The organism is Micromonospora tarensis, assembly GCF_016803395.1.
Taxonomy (GTDB): Bacteria; Actinomycetota; Actinomycetes; order Mycobacteriales; family Micromonosporaceae; genus Micromonospora; species Micromonospora tarensis.
Map to the genome: position 1 here is coordinate 1 of NZ_JAEVHL010000039.1, position 14,244 is coordinate 14,244.

The 14,244-nt window shown below is 67.7% G+C and carries 23 protein-coding genes; all 23 read left to right on the top strand.

The window, feature by feature from the left end:
• The first annotated feature begins 181 nt into the window (after nucleotides 1-181).
• The 23 genes from JM949_RS11180 to rplR all read left to right on the top strand — a co-directional run bounded on the left by JM949_RS11180 (nucleotide 182) and on the right by rplR (nucleotide 14,228).
• Nucleotides 182-553 carry a hypothetical protein gene (locus tag JM949_RS11180; RefSeq protein ID WP_203148357.1) on the top strand — a complete coding sequence of 124 codons (372 nt, stop codon included), beginning with the start codon at nucleotides 182-184 and terminating at the stop codon, nucleotides 551-553.
• Between the two features lie 510 nt (nucleotides 554-1,063).
• Entirely contained in the window at nucleotides 1,064-1,438 is a 375-nt protein-coding gene (rpsL, locus tag JM949_RS11185; RefSeq protein ID WP_007465318.1) for a 30S ribosomal protein S12, read from the top strand.
• Between the two features lies 1 nt (nucleotide 1,439).
• Nucleotides 1,440-1,910 (top strand): 30S ribosomal protein S7, encoded by a 471-nt coding sequence (rpsG, locus tag JM949_RS11190; protein ID WP_007465317.1) that lies wholly within the window; start codon nucleotides 1,440-1,442, stop codon nucleotides 1,908-1,910.
• A 74-nt stretch (nucleotides 1,911-1,984) separates the two neighbouring features.
• On the top strand, nucleotides 1,985-4,081 hold the full coding sequence (gene fusA / locus JM949_RS11195; RefSeq protein WP_203148337.1) for an elongation factor G: 2,097 nt from the start codon (nucleotides 1,985-1,987) through the stop codon (nucleotides 4,079-4,081).
• A gap of 213 nt (nucleotides 4,082-4,294) precedes the next feature.
• Nucleotides 4,295-5,488: an elongation factor Tu gene (gene tuf / locus JM949_RS11200; protein ID WP_203148338.1), complete on the top strand. Its 1,194-nt coding sequence runs from the start codon at nucleotides 4,295-4,297 to the stop codon at nucleotides 5,486-5,488.
• A 348-nt stretch (nucleotides 5,489-5,836) separates the two neighbouring features.
• Nucleotides 5,837-6,145, top strand: a complete 309-nt coding sequence (gene rpsJ / locus JM949_RS11205; protein WP_007073037.1) for a 30S ribosomal protein S10 — start codon at nucleotides 5,837-5,839, stop codon at nucleotides 6,143-6,145.
• Between the two features lie 11 nt (nucleotides 6,146-6,156).
• Complete coding sequence (gene rplC, locus JM949_RS11210) at nucleotides 6,157-6,822, top strand: 50S ribosomal protein L3 (RefSeq protein WP_203148339.1); 666 nt, start codon at nucleotides 6,157-6,159, stop codon at nucleotides 6,820-6,822.
• The gene (gene rplD / locus JM949_RS11215; protein ID WP_203148340.1) at nucleotides 6,819-7,469 is read left to right on the top strand and encodes a 50S ribosomal protein L4; all 651 of its coding nucleotides are present in this window, start codon (nucleotides 6,819-6,821) and stop codon (nucleotides 7,467-7,469) included. Before rplC ends, rplD begins: the two co-directional genes overlap by 4 nt.
• Nucleotides 7,466-7,768: a 50S ribosomal protein L23 gene (gene rplW / locus JM949_RS11220; protein WP_007465304.1), complete on the top strand. Its 303-nt coding sequence runs from the start codon at nucleotides 7,466-7,468 to the stop codon at nucleotides 7,766-7,768. Before rplD ends, rplW begins: the two co-directional genes overlap by 4 nt.
• 12 nt (nucleotides 7,769-7,780) lie before the next feature.
• Entirely contained in the window at nucleotides 7,781-8,620 is an 840-nt protein-coding gene (gene rplB, locus JM949_RS11225; protein ID WP_203148341.1) for a 50S ribosomal protein L2, read from the top strand.
• A gap of 12 nt (nucleotides 8,621-8,632) precedes the next feature.
• Entirely contained in the window at nucleotides 8,633-8,914 is a 282-nt protein-coding gene (rpsS, locus tag JM949_RS11230; RefSeq protein WP_007465299.1) for a 30S ribosomal protein S19, read from the top strand.
• 41 nt (nucleotides 8,915-8,955) lie between these two features.
• Nucleotides 8,956-9,414, top strand: coding sequence for a 50S ribosomal protein L22 (rplV, locus tag JM949_RS11235; protein WP_007465297.1), 459 nt, complete (start codon nucleotides 8,956-8,958; stop codon nucleotides 9,412-9,414).
• Nucleotides 9,414-10,283, top strand: coding sequence for a 30S ribosomal protein S3 (rpsC, locus tag JM949_RS11240; RefSeq protein WP_145778898.1), 870 nt, complete (start codon nucleotides 9,414-9,416; stop codon nucleotides 10,281-10,283). Before rplV ends, rpsC begins: the two co-directional genes overlap by 1 nt.
• A 3-nt stretch (nucleotides 10,284-10,286) precedes the next feature.
• Complete coding sequence (gene rplP, locus JM949_RS11245; protein WP_121653126.1) at nucleotides 10,287-10,712, top strand: 50S ribosomal protein L16; 426 nt, start codon at nucleotides 10,287-10,289, stop codon at nucleotides 10,710-10,712.
• Nucleotides 10,712-10,948 carry a 50S ribosomal protein L29 gene (rpmC, locus tag JM949_RS11250; protein ID WP_007465283.1) on the top strand — a complete coding sequence of 79 codons (237 nt, stop codon included), beginning with the start codon at nucleotides 10,712-10,714 and terminating at the stop codon, nucleotides 10,946-10,948. Before rplP ends, rpmC begins: the two co-directional genes overlap by 1 nt.
• Nucleotides 10,945-11,223: a 30S ribosomal protein S17 gene (rpsQ, locus tag JM949_RS11255; RefSeq protein ID WP_112584814.1), complete on the top strand. Its 279-nt coding sequence runs from the start codon at nucleotides 10,945-10,947 to the stop codon at nucleotides 11,221-11,223. The genes rpmC and rpsQ overlap by 4 nt, the downstream gene beginning before the upstream one ends.
• A gap of 97 nt (nucleotides 11,224-11,320) precedes the next feature.
• Nucleotides 11,321-11,689 carry a 50S ribosomal protein L14 gene (rplN, locus tag JM949_RS11260; RefSeq protein WP_007073026.1) on the top strand — a complete coding sequence of 123 codons (369 nt, stop codon included), beginning with the start codon at nucleotides 11,321-11,323 and terminating at the stop codon, nucleotides 11,687-11,689.
• Nucleotides 11,686-12,006 (top strand): 50S ribosomal protein L24, encoded by a 321-nt coding sequence (rplX, locus tag JM949_RS11265; protein ID WP_007465276.1) that lies wholly within the window; start codon nucleotides 11,686-11,688, stop codon nucleotides 12,004-12,006. Before rplN ends, rplX begins: the two co-directional genes overlap by 4 nt.
• Nucleotides 12,006-12,572 carry a 50S ribosomal protein L5 gene (gene rplE / locus JM949_RS11270; protein WP_088987580.1) on the top strand — a complete coding sequence of 189 codons (567 nt, stop codon included), beginning with the start codon at nucleotides 12,006-12,008 and terminating at the stop codon, nucleotides 12,570-12,572. The genes rplX and rplE overlap by 1 nt, the downstream gene beginning before the upstream one ends.
• 1 nt (nucleotide 12,573) lies before the next feature.
• A complete protein-coding gene (locus JM949_RS11275; protein WP_007465272.1) occupies nucleotides 12,574-12,759 on the top strand; it encodes a type Z 30S ribosomal protein S14 in 186 nt (61 codons plus the stop codon).
• Between the two features lie 116 nt (nucleotides 12,760-12,875).
• Complete coding sequence (gene rpsH / locus JM949_RS11280; protein WP_007465270.1) at nucleotides 12,876-13,283, top strand: 30S ribosomal protein S8; 408 nt, start codon at nucleotides 12,876-12,878, stop codon at nucleotides 13,281-13,283.
• Between the two features lie 16 nt (nucleotides 13,284-13,299).
• Nucleotides 13,300-13,842: a 50S ribosomal protein L6 gene (gene rplF, locus JM949_RS11285; protein ID WP_124860508.1), complete on the top strand. Its 543-nt coding sequence runs from the start codon at nucleotides 13,300-13,302 to the stop codon at nucleotides 13,840-13,842.
• Nucleotides 13,839-14,228, top strand: coding sequence for a 50S ribosomal protein L18 (gene rplR / locus JM949_RS11290; protein ID WP_203148342.1), 390 nt, complete (start codon nucleotides 13,839-13,841; stop codon nucleotides 14,226-14,228). The genes rplF and rplR overlap by 4 nt, the downstream gene beginning before the upstream one ends.
• Nucleotides 14,229-14,244 lie beyond the last annotated feature (16 nt).

A 14,244-nucleotide genomic window follows, 5' to 3' on the forward strand; every position in this document is an offset into this window, starting at 1 on the left:
CGCCGCCGTCGGGGCCGCCGGTTTGGGGTCCGCCGGGGTCGGGCCCGCCGGGTTGGGGTCGCCGCGGTCGGGGCCGCCCGGTTGGGGTCCGCCGCCGGGTCACGCTGGCGGGTGGGGTGGCGCCGCGGTGCCACCGCCGCCCACCGACGACCAACGGCGACCGCCGAAGCGGGTGGAGACGGTGCCGGGTACGCCGTTCGGCGTCGTGCACCTGGACGTGGCGCCGGTCACCTCCGGGCTCGCCATCGGGTCGCTGGTGGCGGGGATCGCGTCGGTCCTGGTCTCGCTGCTGGTGATCTGCTTCGGGGTGGCGTTCGTGGACGAGGGCGGTGCGTGGGCCTCCGGGGCGTTCGCCGCGCTCGGTGTGCTGGCCGGTGCGGCGGCGGTCGTCACCGGGCTGGTCGGCCAACGGCAGATCCGCCGCCCGGCCGCGGCCGCCACGGTCCGGTTCACCGGTCGAGGGTTGGCGATGGCCGGGATCAGCTGTGGCGCGGCCGGAGTCCTGCTCAGCCTCCTGGGCCTGGGGCTGGCGTTGCTCCTGGCGTTCACCTGAGGGCGCCCCTCCTCTGCTCTTGCACCTGACCGCGGTCTCGTGCGGAGCCTTTCCGGTGCCCACCGGGGGCGACGGGTGCTTCTGCGGGGAAGCCGGTACACTTGTGTTCGTAGGTGCCATCGCGGGCGACGGGGCAGAACGAGATTCGGCCGGCGAGTGTGTGACAGTCGCCGGGCCATTCCGTTTTGACCTGGGCGGTTGTGGTAGGTACTCTTTCCCCTTGTGCCCGGGCATGCCCGGGCAACTCGTGCGTGCGCTGCATCCGGAGTCCGGGCGGCGGCACGACAAAGCCAAAGATCCGGGGCGGGGCGACCCGCGCGCCGGTGACACAAACCCGGTACGCACGCGAGAGCGGCGCAACGGGGCCGTGACGAGGGCGACACGCCCGACCGCGGGTGCCGGGGCCTCCGTGAGGCGGCCCTGGTCGGAATGTAGGAGAGCCGGTCATCAGGCCGGCTAACGAGCAGACGGCGCGGCCGCGAACGCGGCCGAAGGGAGCGGAGAAACCCGGTGCCCACGATCCAGCAGCTGGTCCGAAAGGGCCGCCAGGCGAAGACGACCAAGACCAAGACCCCGGCGCTGAAGGGTTCCCCTCAGCGGCGCGGCGTGTGCACCCGCGTGTACACCACCACCCCGAAGAAGCCGAACTCGGCGCTGCGCAAGGTCGCTCGCGTGAAGCTCAGCAGCCAGATCGAGGTGACCGCCTACATCCCCGGCGTCGGTCACAACCTGCAGGAGCACTCGATCGTGCTCGTTCGCGGTGGCCGGGTGAAGGACCTCCCCGGCGTGCGTTACAAGATCGTTCGCGGCTCGCTGGACACCCAGGGTGTCCGTAACCGCAAGCAGGCGCGCAGCCGTTACGGCGCGAAGAAGGAGAAGAGCTGACATGCCGCGTAAGGGACCCGCTCCGCGGCGGCCGCTGGTCGCTGACCCGGTGTACAACTCGCCGCTGGTCACCCAGCTGGTGAACAAGATCCTGCTGCGCGGCAAGCGTCAGCTCGCCGAGTCGATCGTGTACGCGGCCCTCGAGGGCTGCCGCGAGAAGTCCGGCACCGACCCGGTCGTCACCCTCAAGCGGGCGATGGACAACGTCAAGCCGACCCTCGAGGTGCGTAGCCGTCGTGTCGGTGGCGCCACCTACCAGGTTCCGGTCGAGGTCCGCCCGACCCGGGCGACCACCCTGGGCCTGCGCTGGCTGGTGACGTACTCCCGCGCCCGGCGCGAGAAGACCATGGTCGAGCGGCTGATGAACGAGCTGCTGGACGCGAGCAACGGCCTCGGTGCCGCCGTCAAGCGGCGCGAGGACACGCACAAGATGGCCGAGTCCAACAAGGCCTTCGCGCACTACCGCTGGTAACACCCTGGTTCCGGCGCCTCCGGGCGCCGGAACCGCCACCAGTTGAGTCGAGACGACGATAAGTAGGGATTGAAGTGGCCGCCGCAGACGCGCTCGCCAACGTACGCAACATCGGCATCATGGCGCACATCGATGCCGGTAAGACCACGACCACCGAGCGAATCCTGTTCTACACCGGCATCACGTACAAGATCGGTGAGGTCCACGAGGGCGCTGCCGTCATGGACTGGATGGAGCAGGAGCAGGAGCGTGGTATCACCATCACCTCCGCTGCTACCAAGTGTGAGTGGAAGGGCCACACGATCCAGATCATCGACACGCCTGGCCACGTCGACTTCACGGTCGAGGTCGAGCGGTCGCTGCGGGTCCTGGATGGTGCGGTCGCGGTCTACGACGGTGTCGCCGGCGTGGAGCCGCAGACGGAGAACGTCTGGCGGCAGGCCGACAAGTACAACGTCCCGCGGATGTGCTTCGTCAACAAGCTCGACCGGACCGGCGCCGACTTCTTCCGCTGCGTGCAGATGATGATCGACCGGCTGAACGCCACCCCGCTGGTGCTCCAGATCCCGATCGGGCTCGAGGGTGACCACATCGGTGTCGTCGACCTGATCGGCATGCGCGCCCTCACCTGGCGCGGGGAGACCCAGAAGGGTGAGGACTACGCGGTCGAGGAGATCCCGGCCGACCTGGCCGACTCCGCTGCCGAGTGGCGCGAGAAGCTGATGGAGACCCTCGCCGACGTCGACGACTCGGTGATGGAGAAGTACCTGGAAGGCGAAGAGGTCTCCGTCGAGGAGATCAAGGCCGCCATCCGGCGTGCCACCATCGCCGGCAAGGCCAACCCGGTGCTGTGCGGCTCGGCGTTCAAGAACAAGGGCGTCCAGCCCATGCTCGACGCCGTTGTCGACTTCCTGCCGTCGCCGCTGGACGTTCCGGCGATCGAGGGTACGGCCACCGATGGCGAGACCCCGCTGCTGCGTAAGCCGTCCAACTCGGAGCCCTTCTCCGGCCTGGCCTTCAAGATCCAGACCGACAAGCACCTGGGCAAGCTCACCTACGTGCGGGTCTACTCCGGCACGCTCGATTCCGGTTCCCAGGTGGTCAACTCCACCAAGGACCGCAAGGAGCGGATCGGCAAGATCTACCAGATGCACGCCAACAAGCGGGAAGAGCGTCCGTCGGCGCAGGCCGGCGACATCATCGCCGTGCAGGGTCTCAAGCAGACCACCACCGGCGACACTCTCTCCGACCCGGCGAACCCGGTCATCCTGGAGTCGATGACCTTCCCGGAGCCGGTCATCTCGGTGGCGATCGAGCCGAAGACCAAGTCCGACCAGGAGAAGCTGGGCACGGCCATCCAGCGCCTGGCCGAGGAGGACCCGACCTTCCGCGTCCAGCTGGACGAGGAGACCGGTCAGACGGTCATCTCCGGCATGGGTGAGCTGCACCTGGACATCCTGGTCGACCGGATGCGCCGCGAGTTCAACGTCGAGGCCAACGTCGGCAAGCCGCAGGTGGCGTACCGCGAGACCATCCGCCGCAAGGTGGACAAGGTCGAGTACACGCACAAGAAGCAGACCGGTGGTTCCGGCCAGTACGCCCGCGTGATCGTGAGCGTCGAGCCGCTTCCGCTGGACAACGACTCGCCGACCTACGAGTTCGCCAACGCCGTCAGCGGCGGCCGCATCCCCCGGGAGTTCATCCCCTCGGTGGACGCCGGTGCGCAGGACGCGCTGCAGTACGGCATCCTCGCGGGCTTCCCGCTGGTCGGCGTGAAGCTGACCCTGCTGGACGGCCAGTACCACGAGGTCGACTCGTCGGAAATGGCATTCAAGATCGCCGGCTCGATGGTGATGAAGGACGCGGCCCGCAAGGCCGATCCGGCACTGCTCGAGCCGATGATGGCCGTTGAAGTCACCACTCCTGAGGAGAACATGGGTGACGTCATCGGTGACCTCAACTCCCGCCGCGGCATCATCCAGGCGATGGAGGAGCGCAGCGGCGCCCGCATCGTCCGGGCCCTGGTGCCGTTGTCGGAGATGTTCGGCTACGTCGGCGACCTGCGGTCGAAGACCCAGGGCCGGGCTAGCTACAGCATGCAGTTCGACTCCTACGCCGAGGTTCCGCAGAGCGTCGCGAAGGAGATCATCGCGAAGGCAACGGGCGAGTAGCTCCCTGAGCAGGTGATTCGTGGTTGGTCGCGGGAGGGTTCACCCGCCCGCGGCCACCACGATCGGATCGCGTGAGACCGGGCCTGTAGGCTTCATCGCCGCAGAACCCACAAAGGCTCTCCGGCCGTTCAGGCCGGAAAGGCTGTCGACAGAGTCCTAAGCGCCGACCGGCGCGCCGGGCGTACGAACCAAGAAGTCCACAGGAGGACACCAGTGGCGAAGGCTAAGTTCGAGCGGACTAAGCCGCACGTCAACATCGGCACCATTGGTCACATCGACCACGGTAAGACGACGCTGACGGCGGCCATCACCAAGGTCCTGCACGACCAGTACCCCGACCTGAACCCCTACACGCCGTTCGACGAGATCGACAAGGCGCCGGAGGAGAAGGCCCGCGGTATCACGATCTCGATCGCGCACGTCGAGTACCAGACCGAGGCGCGGCACTACGCGCACGTCGACTGCCCCGGCCACGCGGACTACATCAAGAACATGATCACCGGTGCCGCGCAGATGGACGGCGCGATCCTGGTGGTCGCGGCGACCGACGGCCCGATGCCGCAGACCCGCGAGCACGTGCTGCTGGCCCGTCAGGTTGGTGTGCCGTACATCGTCGTGGCGCTCAACAAGAGCGACATGGTCGACGACGAGGAGCTCCTGGAGCTCGTCGAGCTCGAGGTCCGCGAGCTGCTCTCCTCGCAGGAGTACCCGGGTGACGACCTGCCGGTCGTCCAGGTCTCCGCGCTGAAGGCGCTCGAGGGTGACCCGGTCTGGACCGAGAAGCTGCTTGAGCTGATGAGCGCGGTTGACACCGCGATCCCGCAGCCGGAGCGCGAGACCGAGAAGCCGTTCCTCATGCCCGTCGAGGACGTGTTCACGATCACCGGTCGTGGCACCGTCGTCACCGGTCGGGTGGAGCGCGGCGTGCTGCTGCCGAACGAGGACGTCGAGGTCGTCGGCATCCGCGAGAAGGGCTTCAAGACCAAGGTCACCGCGATCGAGATGTTCCGGAAGACCCTGGACGACGCCCGCGCAGGTGAGAACGTCGGCCTGCTGCTGCGTGGTACCAAGCGCGAGGACGTCGAGCGCGGCATGGTCGTGATCAAGCCGGGCACCACCACCCCGCACACGGAGTTCGAGGCGACGGTCTACATCCTCTCCAAGGAGGAGGGTGGCCGCCACACCCCGTTCTTCCAGAACTACCGTCCGCAGTTCTACTTCCGGACCACGGACGTCACCGGTGTCGTCACCCTCCCCGAGGGCACCGAGATGGTCATGCCGGGTGACAACACCTCCATGTCGGTGAAGCTGATCCAGCCCATCGCCATGGAGGAGAACCTCAAGTTCGCGATCCGCGAGGGTGGCCGCACCGTCGGCGCCGGGTTCGTCACCAAGATCGTCAAGTGAACTAGGTAACCCCGATTAGACCCGCCGCCGGTCGTGCGGCATACTAGTCAGGTTGCGTAACGACAGTTCGTCGCCTGTGTTCGGCTTTCGCTGAACCTCCGGGTGGCGAGTCAGTCGAGCGTAGGGTGGTTGGCGGCCCAGTCGCCAACCACCTCGCACGGCGTTCAGGTCGCGGTAATGCGATCGGCGCCTTGACCCACCGCGCGGTCAGCACCACTCCGGAGGCACGGGGCGGAGCTCGGCCCGAGGGCGCGACACGCCCGACCGCGGGGGTCGGCGAAGTGGGCCTGTACCAGCCGGTACAGCGCCCGCAACACAGCGGCATCGAGAGAAGGAACAGAAGCCACCATGGCGGGACAGAAGATCCGCATCCGGCTCAAGGCCTATGACCACGAGGTCGTCGACTCCTCGGCTCGGAAGATCGTCGAGACGGTGACGCGCACCGGGGCGCAGGTCGCGGGCCCGGTGCCGCTGCCCACGGAGATCAACCGTTTCTGCGTTATCCGCTCGCCGCACAAGTACAAGGACTCGCGCGAGCACTTCGAGATGCGCACGCACAAGCGGCTGATCGACATCATCGACCCGACCCCGAAGACGGTCGACTCGCTCATGCGCCTCGACCTGCCGGCTGGCGTCGACATCGAGATCAAGCTGTAGGGACCGGACAAATGGACAGGCAAGTCAAGGGGATCCTGGGCGCCAAGCTCGGCATGACCCAGGTCTGGGACAACAACCGTGTTGTTCCCGTGACCGTGGTCGAGGCCGGCCCGTGCGTCATCAGCCAGGTTCGTAGCGCCGAGAAGGACGGTTACTCCGCGGTCCAGTTGGCCTACGGCACCATCGACCCGCGCAAGGTCAAGAAGCCGATCAGCGGGCACTACGCCAAGGCGGACGTGGCGCCGCGCCGGCACATCGTCGAGCTGCGCACCACTGACGCGGGGGAGTACTCGCTCGGCCAGGAAGTCACGGTCGAGGAGTTCCCGGTCGGCGTCACCATCGACGTCACCGGCAAGACCAAGGGCAAGGGCTACGCCGGCCCGATGAAGCGGCACGGCTTCCACGGCCTGGGTGCCGGTCACGGTGTCGAGCGCAAGCACCGCTCGCCCGGTTCCATCGGCGCCTGCGCCACTCCGGGTCGTGTCTTCAAGGGCACCCGGATGGCCGGTCGGATGGGTGGCGTGCGCTACACCGTGCAGAACCTCACCGTCCAGGCGGTCGACACCGAGAACAACCTCCTGCTCGTCCGGGGTGCCATTCCTGGTCCCAAGGGCGCGCTGGTTCTGGTCCGTACCGCGGCCAAGAGCAAGGTGAAGAAGGGCGGTGCGGCCAAGTGACCACCGTTGACGTGCGCACCGTCGAAGGCACCACCAGCGGCTCGGTCGAGCTGCCGGCGGACATCTTCGACGTGCAGGCCAACGTCGCGCTGATGCACCAGGTCGTGGTGGCCCAGCTCGCGGCGGCCCGACAGGGCACGCACAAGACCAAGACCCGCGGCGAGGTCGCCGGCGGCGGCAAGAAGCCGTACAAGCAGAAGGGCACCGGTCGCGCCCGGCAGGGCTCGATCCGCGCGCCGCAGTTCGCCGGCGGTGGCGTCGTGCACGGTCCCGTGCCGCGCGACTACAGCCAGCGGACCCCGAAGAAGATGAAGGCCGCCGCGCTGCGGGGTGCCCTCTCCGACCGGGCCCGCGCCGGGCAGGTGCACGTCGTCGAGGCGTTCGTCTCGGGCGAGAAGCCGTCGACCAAGGCCGCCCTGGCCACGCTGACCAAGCTCACCGAGGCCCGTCGGGTCCTGGTCGTGCTGGGCAGCACCGACGAGCTGAACTGGGTGTCGCTGCGCAACGAGCCGCGGGTGCACCTGATCGAGTCCGGCCAGCTGAACACGTACGACGTGCTGGTGGCCGACGACGTGGTCTTCACCAAGGACGCCCTGGACGAGTTCCTGGGCGTGCCCGCCGAGACCACCGAGGAGGGTGGCAAGTGAGCACGATCGCCGACCCGCGCGACATCATCGTGGCGCCGGTCGTCTCGGAGAAGAGCTACAGCGAGCTGAACCGGAACTGGTACACCTTCCTGGTGCACCCGGACGCGAACAAGACCGAGATCAAGATCGCTATCCAGCAGATCTTCAACGTCCGCGTCCTGACGGTCAACACGCTCAACCGCCAGGGTAAGCGCAAGCGCACCAAGACCGGCTTCGGTCAGCGCAAGGCGACCAAGCGGGCGATCGTGAAGCTGGCTGACGGTGACCGCATCGAGGCCTTCGGCGGCCCGGTCAGCTGAGGGGTGTAGACAATGGCTATCCGTAAGTACAAGCCGACGACGCCGGGCCGACGTGGCTCGAGTGTCGCGGACTTCGCCGAGATCACCCGGTCCACGCCGGAGAAGTCGCTGCTGGTTCCGCTGCCGAAGAAGGGCGGGCGTAACGCCCACGGCCGGATCACCGCGCGGCACCACGGTGGCGGTCACAAGCGCCAGTACCGTCTGATCGACTTCAAGCGGGTCGACAAGGACGGCGTGCCGGCGAAGGTCGCTCACATCGAGTACGACCCGAACCGCACGGCGCGCATCGCGCTGCTGCACTACGCCGACGGCGAGAAGCGGTACATCATCGCGCCGAAGGACCTGAAGCAGGGCGACCGCGTCGAGTCCGGCCCGGGCGCCGACATCAAGCCGGGTAACAACCTCCCGCTGCGCAACATCCCGGTCGGTACCACGATCCACAACGTGGAGCTGCGTCCGGGTGGCGGGGCCAAGCTGGCCCGGTCCGCCGGCGTCGGCATCCAGCTGCTCGGCCGCGAGGGCGCGTACGCGACCCTGCGTATGCCGTCCGGTGAGATCCGGCGGGTGGACGTGCGCTGCCGCGCCAGCGTCGGCGAGATCGGCAACGCCGACCAGTCGAACATCAACTGGGGTAAGGCCGGCCGGATGCGGTGGAAGGGCAAGCGCCCCACCGTCCGTGGTGTCGCCATGAACCCGGTCGACCACCCGCACGGTGGTGGTGAGGGTAAGACCTCCGGTGGTCGCCACCCGGTCAACCCGCAGGGTAAGCCCGAGGGCCGCACCCGCCGTAAGGGCCAGCCGAGTGACCGGCTGATCGTCCGCCGTCGCTACGCCACGCGTAAGCGCGGCTGAGGGAGATAAGACATGCCTCGCAGCCTGAAGAAGGGCCCGTTCGTCGACGACCACCTGCTCAAGAAGGTGGAAGTCCAGAACGACAAGGGCTCCAAGAACGTGATCAAGACCTGGTCGCGGCGCTCGACGATCATCCCCGAGATGCTCGGGCACACGATCGCCGTGCACGACGGACGCAAGCACGTCCCGGTGTTCGTGACCGAGGCGATGGTCGGGCACAAGCTCGGCGAGTTCGCGCTGACCCGCACGTTCAAGGGTCACGAGAAGGACGACCGGAAGAGCCGTCGGCGCTGACGCCGCGGGCATACGGATAGAGGGAACAAGGGGTTACAGCGATGCCAGGAAAGGGCGACGCTCCGGTGCTTCCGGGCGCGCGGGCGGTTGCGCGGCACGTGCGCATCTCGCCGATGAAGGCGCGCCGGGTGGTCAACCTCGTCCGCGGCCTGCCCGCGAAGGAGGCGCTCACGGTGCTGCAGTTCGCGCCGCAGGCTGCGAGCGAGCAGGTGTACAAGGTGCTCGCTAGCGCGATCGCCAACGCGGAGAACAACGAGCGGCTGGACCCCGACGCGCTGCTCGTCAGCGAGGCCTTCGTGGACGAGGGTCCGACGATGAAGCGGTTCCAGCCGCGGGCGCAGGGTCGGGCGTACCGAATCCGCAAGCGCACCTGCCACATCACTGTGGCGGTCGAAGCGGTCGCGCCGGCAGCGCCGAGGAAGGCCGCGGCGAAGAAGGCCGCCCCGGCCACGGAGGCCGCACCGGCCGAAGCGCAGAGCAAGACGGAGGACGCCGAGTAATGGGTCAGAAGGTTCACCCCACTGGGTTCCGGCTCGGCATCTCGACCGACTGGAAGTCTCGTTGGTTCGCGGACAAGCTCTACAAGGACTACATCGGCGAGGATGTCAAGATCCGCCGCATGATGTCCAAGGGCCTCGAGCGCGCCGGGATCTCCAAGGTCGACATCGAGCGCACCCGCGACCGGGTCCGGGTCGACATCCACACCGCCCGGCCGGGCATCGTCATCGGCCGTAAGGGTGCGGAGGCCGACCGGATCCGCGGCGAGCTGGAGAAGCTCACCGGCAAGCAGGTTCAGCTGAACATCATCGAGGTGAAGAACCCCGAGTCGGACGCTCAGCTGGTCGCGCAGGGCGTGGCCGAGCAGCTGTCCAGCCGGGTCAGCTTCCGTCGGGCGATGCGCAAGGCCATGCAGTCGGCGATGAAGAACCCGGTCTGCAAGGGCATCCGGGTTCAGGTCTCGGGTCGCCTCGGTGGCGCCGAGATGAGCCGGACCGAGTTCTACCGTGAGGGCCGGGTTCCGCTGCACACGCTGCGGGCCAACATCGAGTACGGCTTCTTCGAGGCCCGTACCACGTTCGGTCGGATCGGTGTGAAGGTCTGGATCTACAAGGGCGACGCCGTCCCGGGCCGGGAGGCTCCGGCCGAGGCCGGTCCGTCCCGCCCGCGTCGTGGTGAGCGTGGCGACCGTCCCGAGCGTCCGCGTCGTGGCCGGTCGGGTTCGTCCGGCACCACGGCTGGTGGCACCGAGGCCGGTCGTGCTGCTGCGACCACCATCGCGCAGCAGGCCGAGACGCCGAGCGGCGAGCCGGTGGACAGCTCCGCTGTCGCCGCCGCGGCTGCTCCGGCAGAAACGCAGCAGGAGGGCTGACAGATGCTGATGCCGCGCAAGCCCCCGAAGGGCTTCCGCAAGCCGCACCACCCGGACCGCAGTGGCGCGTCCAAGGGTGGTAACCGGGTGGTGTTCGGCGAGTTCGGGATCCAGGCTCTCGAGCCGGCGTACGTGACCAACCGCCAGATCGAGTCGGCGCGTATCGCGATGACCCGTCACATCAAGCGTGGCGGCAAGGTCTGGATCACGATCTTCCCGGACCAGGCCCTCACCAAGAAGCCTGCCGAGACCCGGATGGGTTCCGGTAAGGGTTCGCCGGAGTGGTGGGTCTCCAACGTCAAGCCGGGTCGGATTCTCTTCGAGATGTCCTTCCCCAACGAGCAGATCGCGCGTGAGGCTATGCGTCGCGCGATCCACAAGCTCCCGATGAAGTGCCGCATTGTTACGCGCGAAGTGGGTGAATCCTGATGGCAGCGGGCGTTAAGGCGACCGAGCTGCGTGAGCTCTCCGAGGAGGAGCTGGTCACGAAGCTGCGGGAGGCCAAGGCGGAGCTGTTCAACCTCCGCGTGCAGGCCGCGACCGGGCAGCTGGACAACAACCGGCGGTTGCAGGTCATCCGTCGGGAGATCGCCCGGATCTACACGATCATGCGCGAGCGCGAGCTGGGGCTCTCGGCCGCGCCGACTGAGGTGACTGCATCATGACCGAAGACACCGCCACCGCCACCGCGCGGTCCCGCCGCAAGGTCCGTGAGGGCCTGGTGGTCAGCGACAAGATGGACAAGACCGTCGTGGTCGAGGTCGAGGACCGGGTTCGGCACGCGCTGTACGGCAAGATCATGCGCCGTACCAGCAAGCTGAAGGTGCACGACGAGCAGAACGCCGCTGGCACCGGTGACCGGGTTCTCATCATGGAGACCCGGCCGCTGAGCGCCACCAAGCGTTGGCGGATCGTGGAGATCCTGGAAAAGGCCAAGTAGCGAAGGCTCGAGCTCGCCCGGCGTTGCGTCGGGCGTTGGTTCCGCCAGGCTCCGGCCGCCACGGCGGCCGGAGAACCGGCAGACATAGGAGATAGACGTGATTCAGCAGGAGTCGCGACTGCGCGTCGCCGACAACACGGGTGCTCGGGAGATCCTGTGCATCCGGGTTCTCGGTGGCTCGGGTCGGCGCTACGCGAGCATCGGCGACGTCATCGTGGCCACGGTCAAGGACGCCATCCCGGGTGCCGGTGTGAAGAAGGGCGACGTCGTCAAGGCGGTCGTCGTTCGCACGGCCAAGGAGAAGCGGCGGCCGGACGGCTCGTACATCCGCTTCGACGAGAACGCCGCCGTCATCATCAAGGACGGCGGGGACCCGCGTGGTACCCGTATCTTCGGCCCGGTGGGCCGGGAGCTGCGGGACAAGCGGTTCATGAAGATTATTTCCCTCGCGCCGGAGGTGTTGTGACCGTGAAGGTCAAGAAGGGCGACACGGTCGTCGTCATCGCCGGCAAGGACAAGGGTGCCAAGGGCAAGGTCATCGCGGCCTACCCGCGGCAGGACAAGGTCCTGGTCGAGGGCGTGAACCGGGTCAAGAAGCACACCCGCATCAGCACCACCCAGCGTGGCGCCAAGACCGGCGGCATCGTCACCCAGGAGGCCCCGATCCACGTCTCGAACGTGCAGGTCCTGGACTCCGACGGCAAGCCGACCCGCGTCGGTTACCGGATCGACGACAACGGCCAGAAGGTCCGCATCGCGCGTAGCACCGGTAAGGACCTGTGATGACCACGGCTACCGAAAAGACCATGCCGCGCCTCAAGGAGCGGTACCGCAACGAGATCGTGGCCCAGCTGCGTGAGCAGCACAGCTACGGCAACCCCATGCAGGTGCCGCGGCTGGTCAAGATCGTCGTCAACATGGGTGTCGGCGAGGCCGCTCGCGACGCCAAGCTGATCGATGGTGCGGTCCGCGACCTCGCCACGATCACCGGCCAGAAGCCGCAGGTGCGGCGGGCGACCAAGTCCATCGCGCAGTTCAAGCTCCGCGAGGGCATGCCGATCGGCGCGAAGGTCACCCTTCGTGGCGACCGGATGTGGGAGTTCCTGGACCGGCTGCTCTCCATCGCGCTGCCGCGTATTCGCGACTTCCGCGGTCTGGACGGGCGCAAGCTGGACGGGCACGGCAACTACACGTTCGGTCTGACCGAGCAGTCGGTGTTCCACGAGATCGATCAGGACAAGATCGATCGGCAGCGGGGCATGGACATCACGGTGGTCACGACCGCCACGACCGACGACGAGGGCCGGGCGCTGCTCAAGCTCCTGGGCTTCCCGTTCAAGGAGAACTGAGATGGCCAAGAAGGCGCTGATCATCAAGGCGGCCGCGAAGCCGAAGTTCTCGGTTCGCGCGTACACCCGCTGCCAGCGGTGCGGGCGTCCGAAGGCGGTCTACCGCAAGTTCGGGCTCTGCCGGGTCTGCATCCGGGAGATGGCTCACCGCGGTGAGCTGCCGGGCGTGTCCAAGGCTTCCTGGTAAGGGCGACCGCGTCCCGGCCGTCGGCCGGGAACTCCTGCACCGATTAGGTATTGCTCTTCGCCGTAGGCCCGGGGCTGATGCCCCGGGAACCCCGGCGAGAAAGGCTGACGAAATCCATGACGATGACCGACCCGATCGCAGACATGCTCACGCGTCTGCGTAACGCCAACCAGGCGTACCACGACCAGGTGAAGATGCCCTACTCCAAGATCAAGGCGAACATCGCCGAGGTCCTGAAGGCCGAGGGTTACATCGCCACCTGGTCGGTCGAGGAGCCCGAGGAGGGCGCCGTCGGCAAGCGACTGGTCGTCGAGCTGAAGTACGGCCAGAACCGCGAGCGGAGCCTGGCCGGCATCAAGCGCGTGTCCAAGCCCGGTCTCCGGGTGTACGCCAAGTCGGACGGGCTCCCGCGGGTGCTCGGTGGGCTGGGCGTGGCGATCATTTCGACGTCCCAGGGGCTGCTGACCGACCGGCAGGCCCGCAAGCGGAGTGTTGGCGGGGAAGTCCTCGCCTTCGTCTGGTAACGGGAGACAGGTAGAAATGTCGCGAATTGGACGTAAGTCGATCCCGGTACCAGCCGGCGTCGACATCACGATCGACGGGCAGACCGTCAAGGTCAAGGGCCCCAAGGGCCAGCTCCAGCACACCCTCGCCGAGCCGATCACGATCGAGCGGGCCGAGGATGGGCAGCTGAGCGTCAACCGGCCGAACGACGAGCGCAAGGCCAAGGAGCTCCACGGCCTGAGCCGTACACTGGTCGCCAACATGATCGTCGGGGTCACCGAGGGCTACCGCAAGAGCCTGGAGATCGCCGGCACCGGTTACCGGGTCACCGCCAAGGGTTCGGACCTCGAGTTCGCGCTCGGGTTCTCGCACCCGGTGGTCGTCCCCGCCCCGGCGGGCATCACCTTCACGGTGGAGCGGCCGACCCTGTTCCACGTGGCTGGCATCGACAAGCAGCAGGTCGGTGAGGTCGCCGCCAACATCCGGAAGATCCGCCCGCCGGAGCCCTACAAGGGCAAGGGCGTGAAGTACCAGGGCGAGGTCATCCGCCGCAAGGCCGGAAAGGCAGGTAAGAAGTGAGCGCCACGCTGCTCAAGCGCCGCCGCGGTGTCGCCGCCAAGCGCGCCGTCGGGCGTGCGCGTCGACACTTCCGCGTCCGCAAGAACGTCACCGGTACGGCCGAGCGTCCGCGCCTGGTCGTCACCCGTTCGCTGCGGCACATGGTCGCCCAGGTCGTCGACGACACCAAGGGTCACACCCTGGCGTCGGCGTCGACCCTGGACGCCTCGCTGCGCGGTGCGGAGGGCGACAAGAGCGCCCTCGCCGGCAAGGTGGGCGCTCTGCTCGCCGAGCGGGCCAAGGCCGCTGGCGTCTCCAAGGTCGTCTTCGACCGCGGTGGCAACCGGTACGCGGGGCGGGTCGCCGCGCTTGCCGACGCCGCCCGCGAAGCCGGGCTCGAGTTCTAACAACCCCGTCACGAGA

Bases quoted from the DNA above. Each gene is read 5' to 3' on its own strand.
- rplC (WP_203148339.1), top strand. From the start codon at position 6,157: ATGGACAGGCAAGTCAAGGGGATCCTGGGCGCCAAGCTCGGCATGACC.
- rplV (WP_007465297.1), top strand. From the start codon at position 8,956: ATGCCAGGAAAGGGCGACGCTCCGGTGCTTCCGGGCGCGCGGGCGGTT.
- rpsC (WP_145778898.1), top strand. From the start codon at position 9,414: ATGGGTCAGAAGGTTCACCCCACTGGGTTCCGGCTCGGCATCTCGACC.
- rpsG (WP_007465317.1), top strand. From the start codon at position 1,440: ATGCCGCGTAAGGGACCCGCTCCGCGGCGGCCGCTGGTCGCTGACCCG.
- rpmC (WP_007465283.1), top strand. From the start codon at position 10,712: ATGGCAGCGGGCGTTAAGGCGACCGAGCTGCGTGAGCTCTCCGAGGAG.
- rplE (WP_088987580.1), top strand. From the start codon at position 12,006: ATGACCACGGCTACCGAAAAGACCATGCCGCGCCTCAAGGAGCGGTAC.
- rplP (WP_121653126.1), top strand. From the start codon at position 10,287: ATGCTGATGCCGCGCAAGCCCCCGAAGGGCTTCCGCAAGCCGCACCAC.
- JM949_RS11275 (WP_007465272.1), top strand. From the start codon at position 12,574: ATGGCCAAGAAGGCGCTGATCATCAAGGCGGCCGCGAAGCCGAAGTTC.
- rplB (WP_203148341.1), top strand. From the start codon at position 7,781: ATGGCTATCCGTAAGTACAAGCCGACGACGCCGGGCCGACGTGGCTCG.
- rpsJ (WP_007073037.1), top strand. From the start codon at position 5,837: ATGGCGGGACAGAAGATCCGCATCCGGCTCAAGGCCTATGACCACGAG.
- rpsQ (WP_112584814.1), top strand. From the start codon at position 10,945: ATGACCGAAGACACCGCCACCGCCACCGCGCGGTCCCGCCGCAAGGTC.
- rpsS (WP_007465299.1), top strand. From the start codon at position 8,633: ATGCCTCGCAGCCTGAAGAAGGGCCCGTTCGTCGACGACCACCTGCTC.
- rplF (WP_124860508.1), top strand. From the start codon at position 13,300: ATGTCGCGAATTGGACGTAAGTCGATCCCGGTACCAGCCGGCGTCGAC.
- rpsH (WP_007465270.1), top strand. From the start codon at position 12,876: ATGACGATGACCGACCCGATCGCAGACATGCTCACGCGTCTGCGTAAC.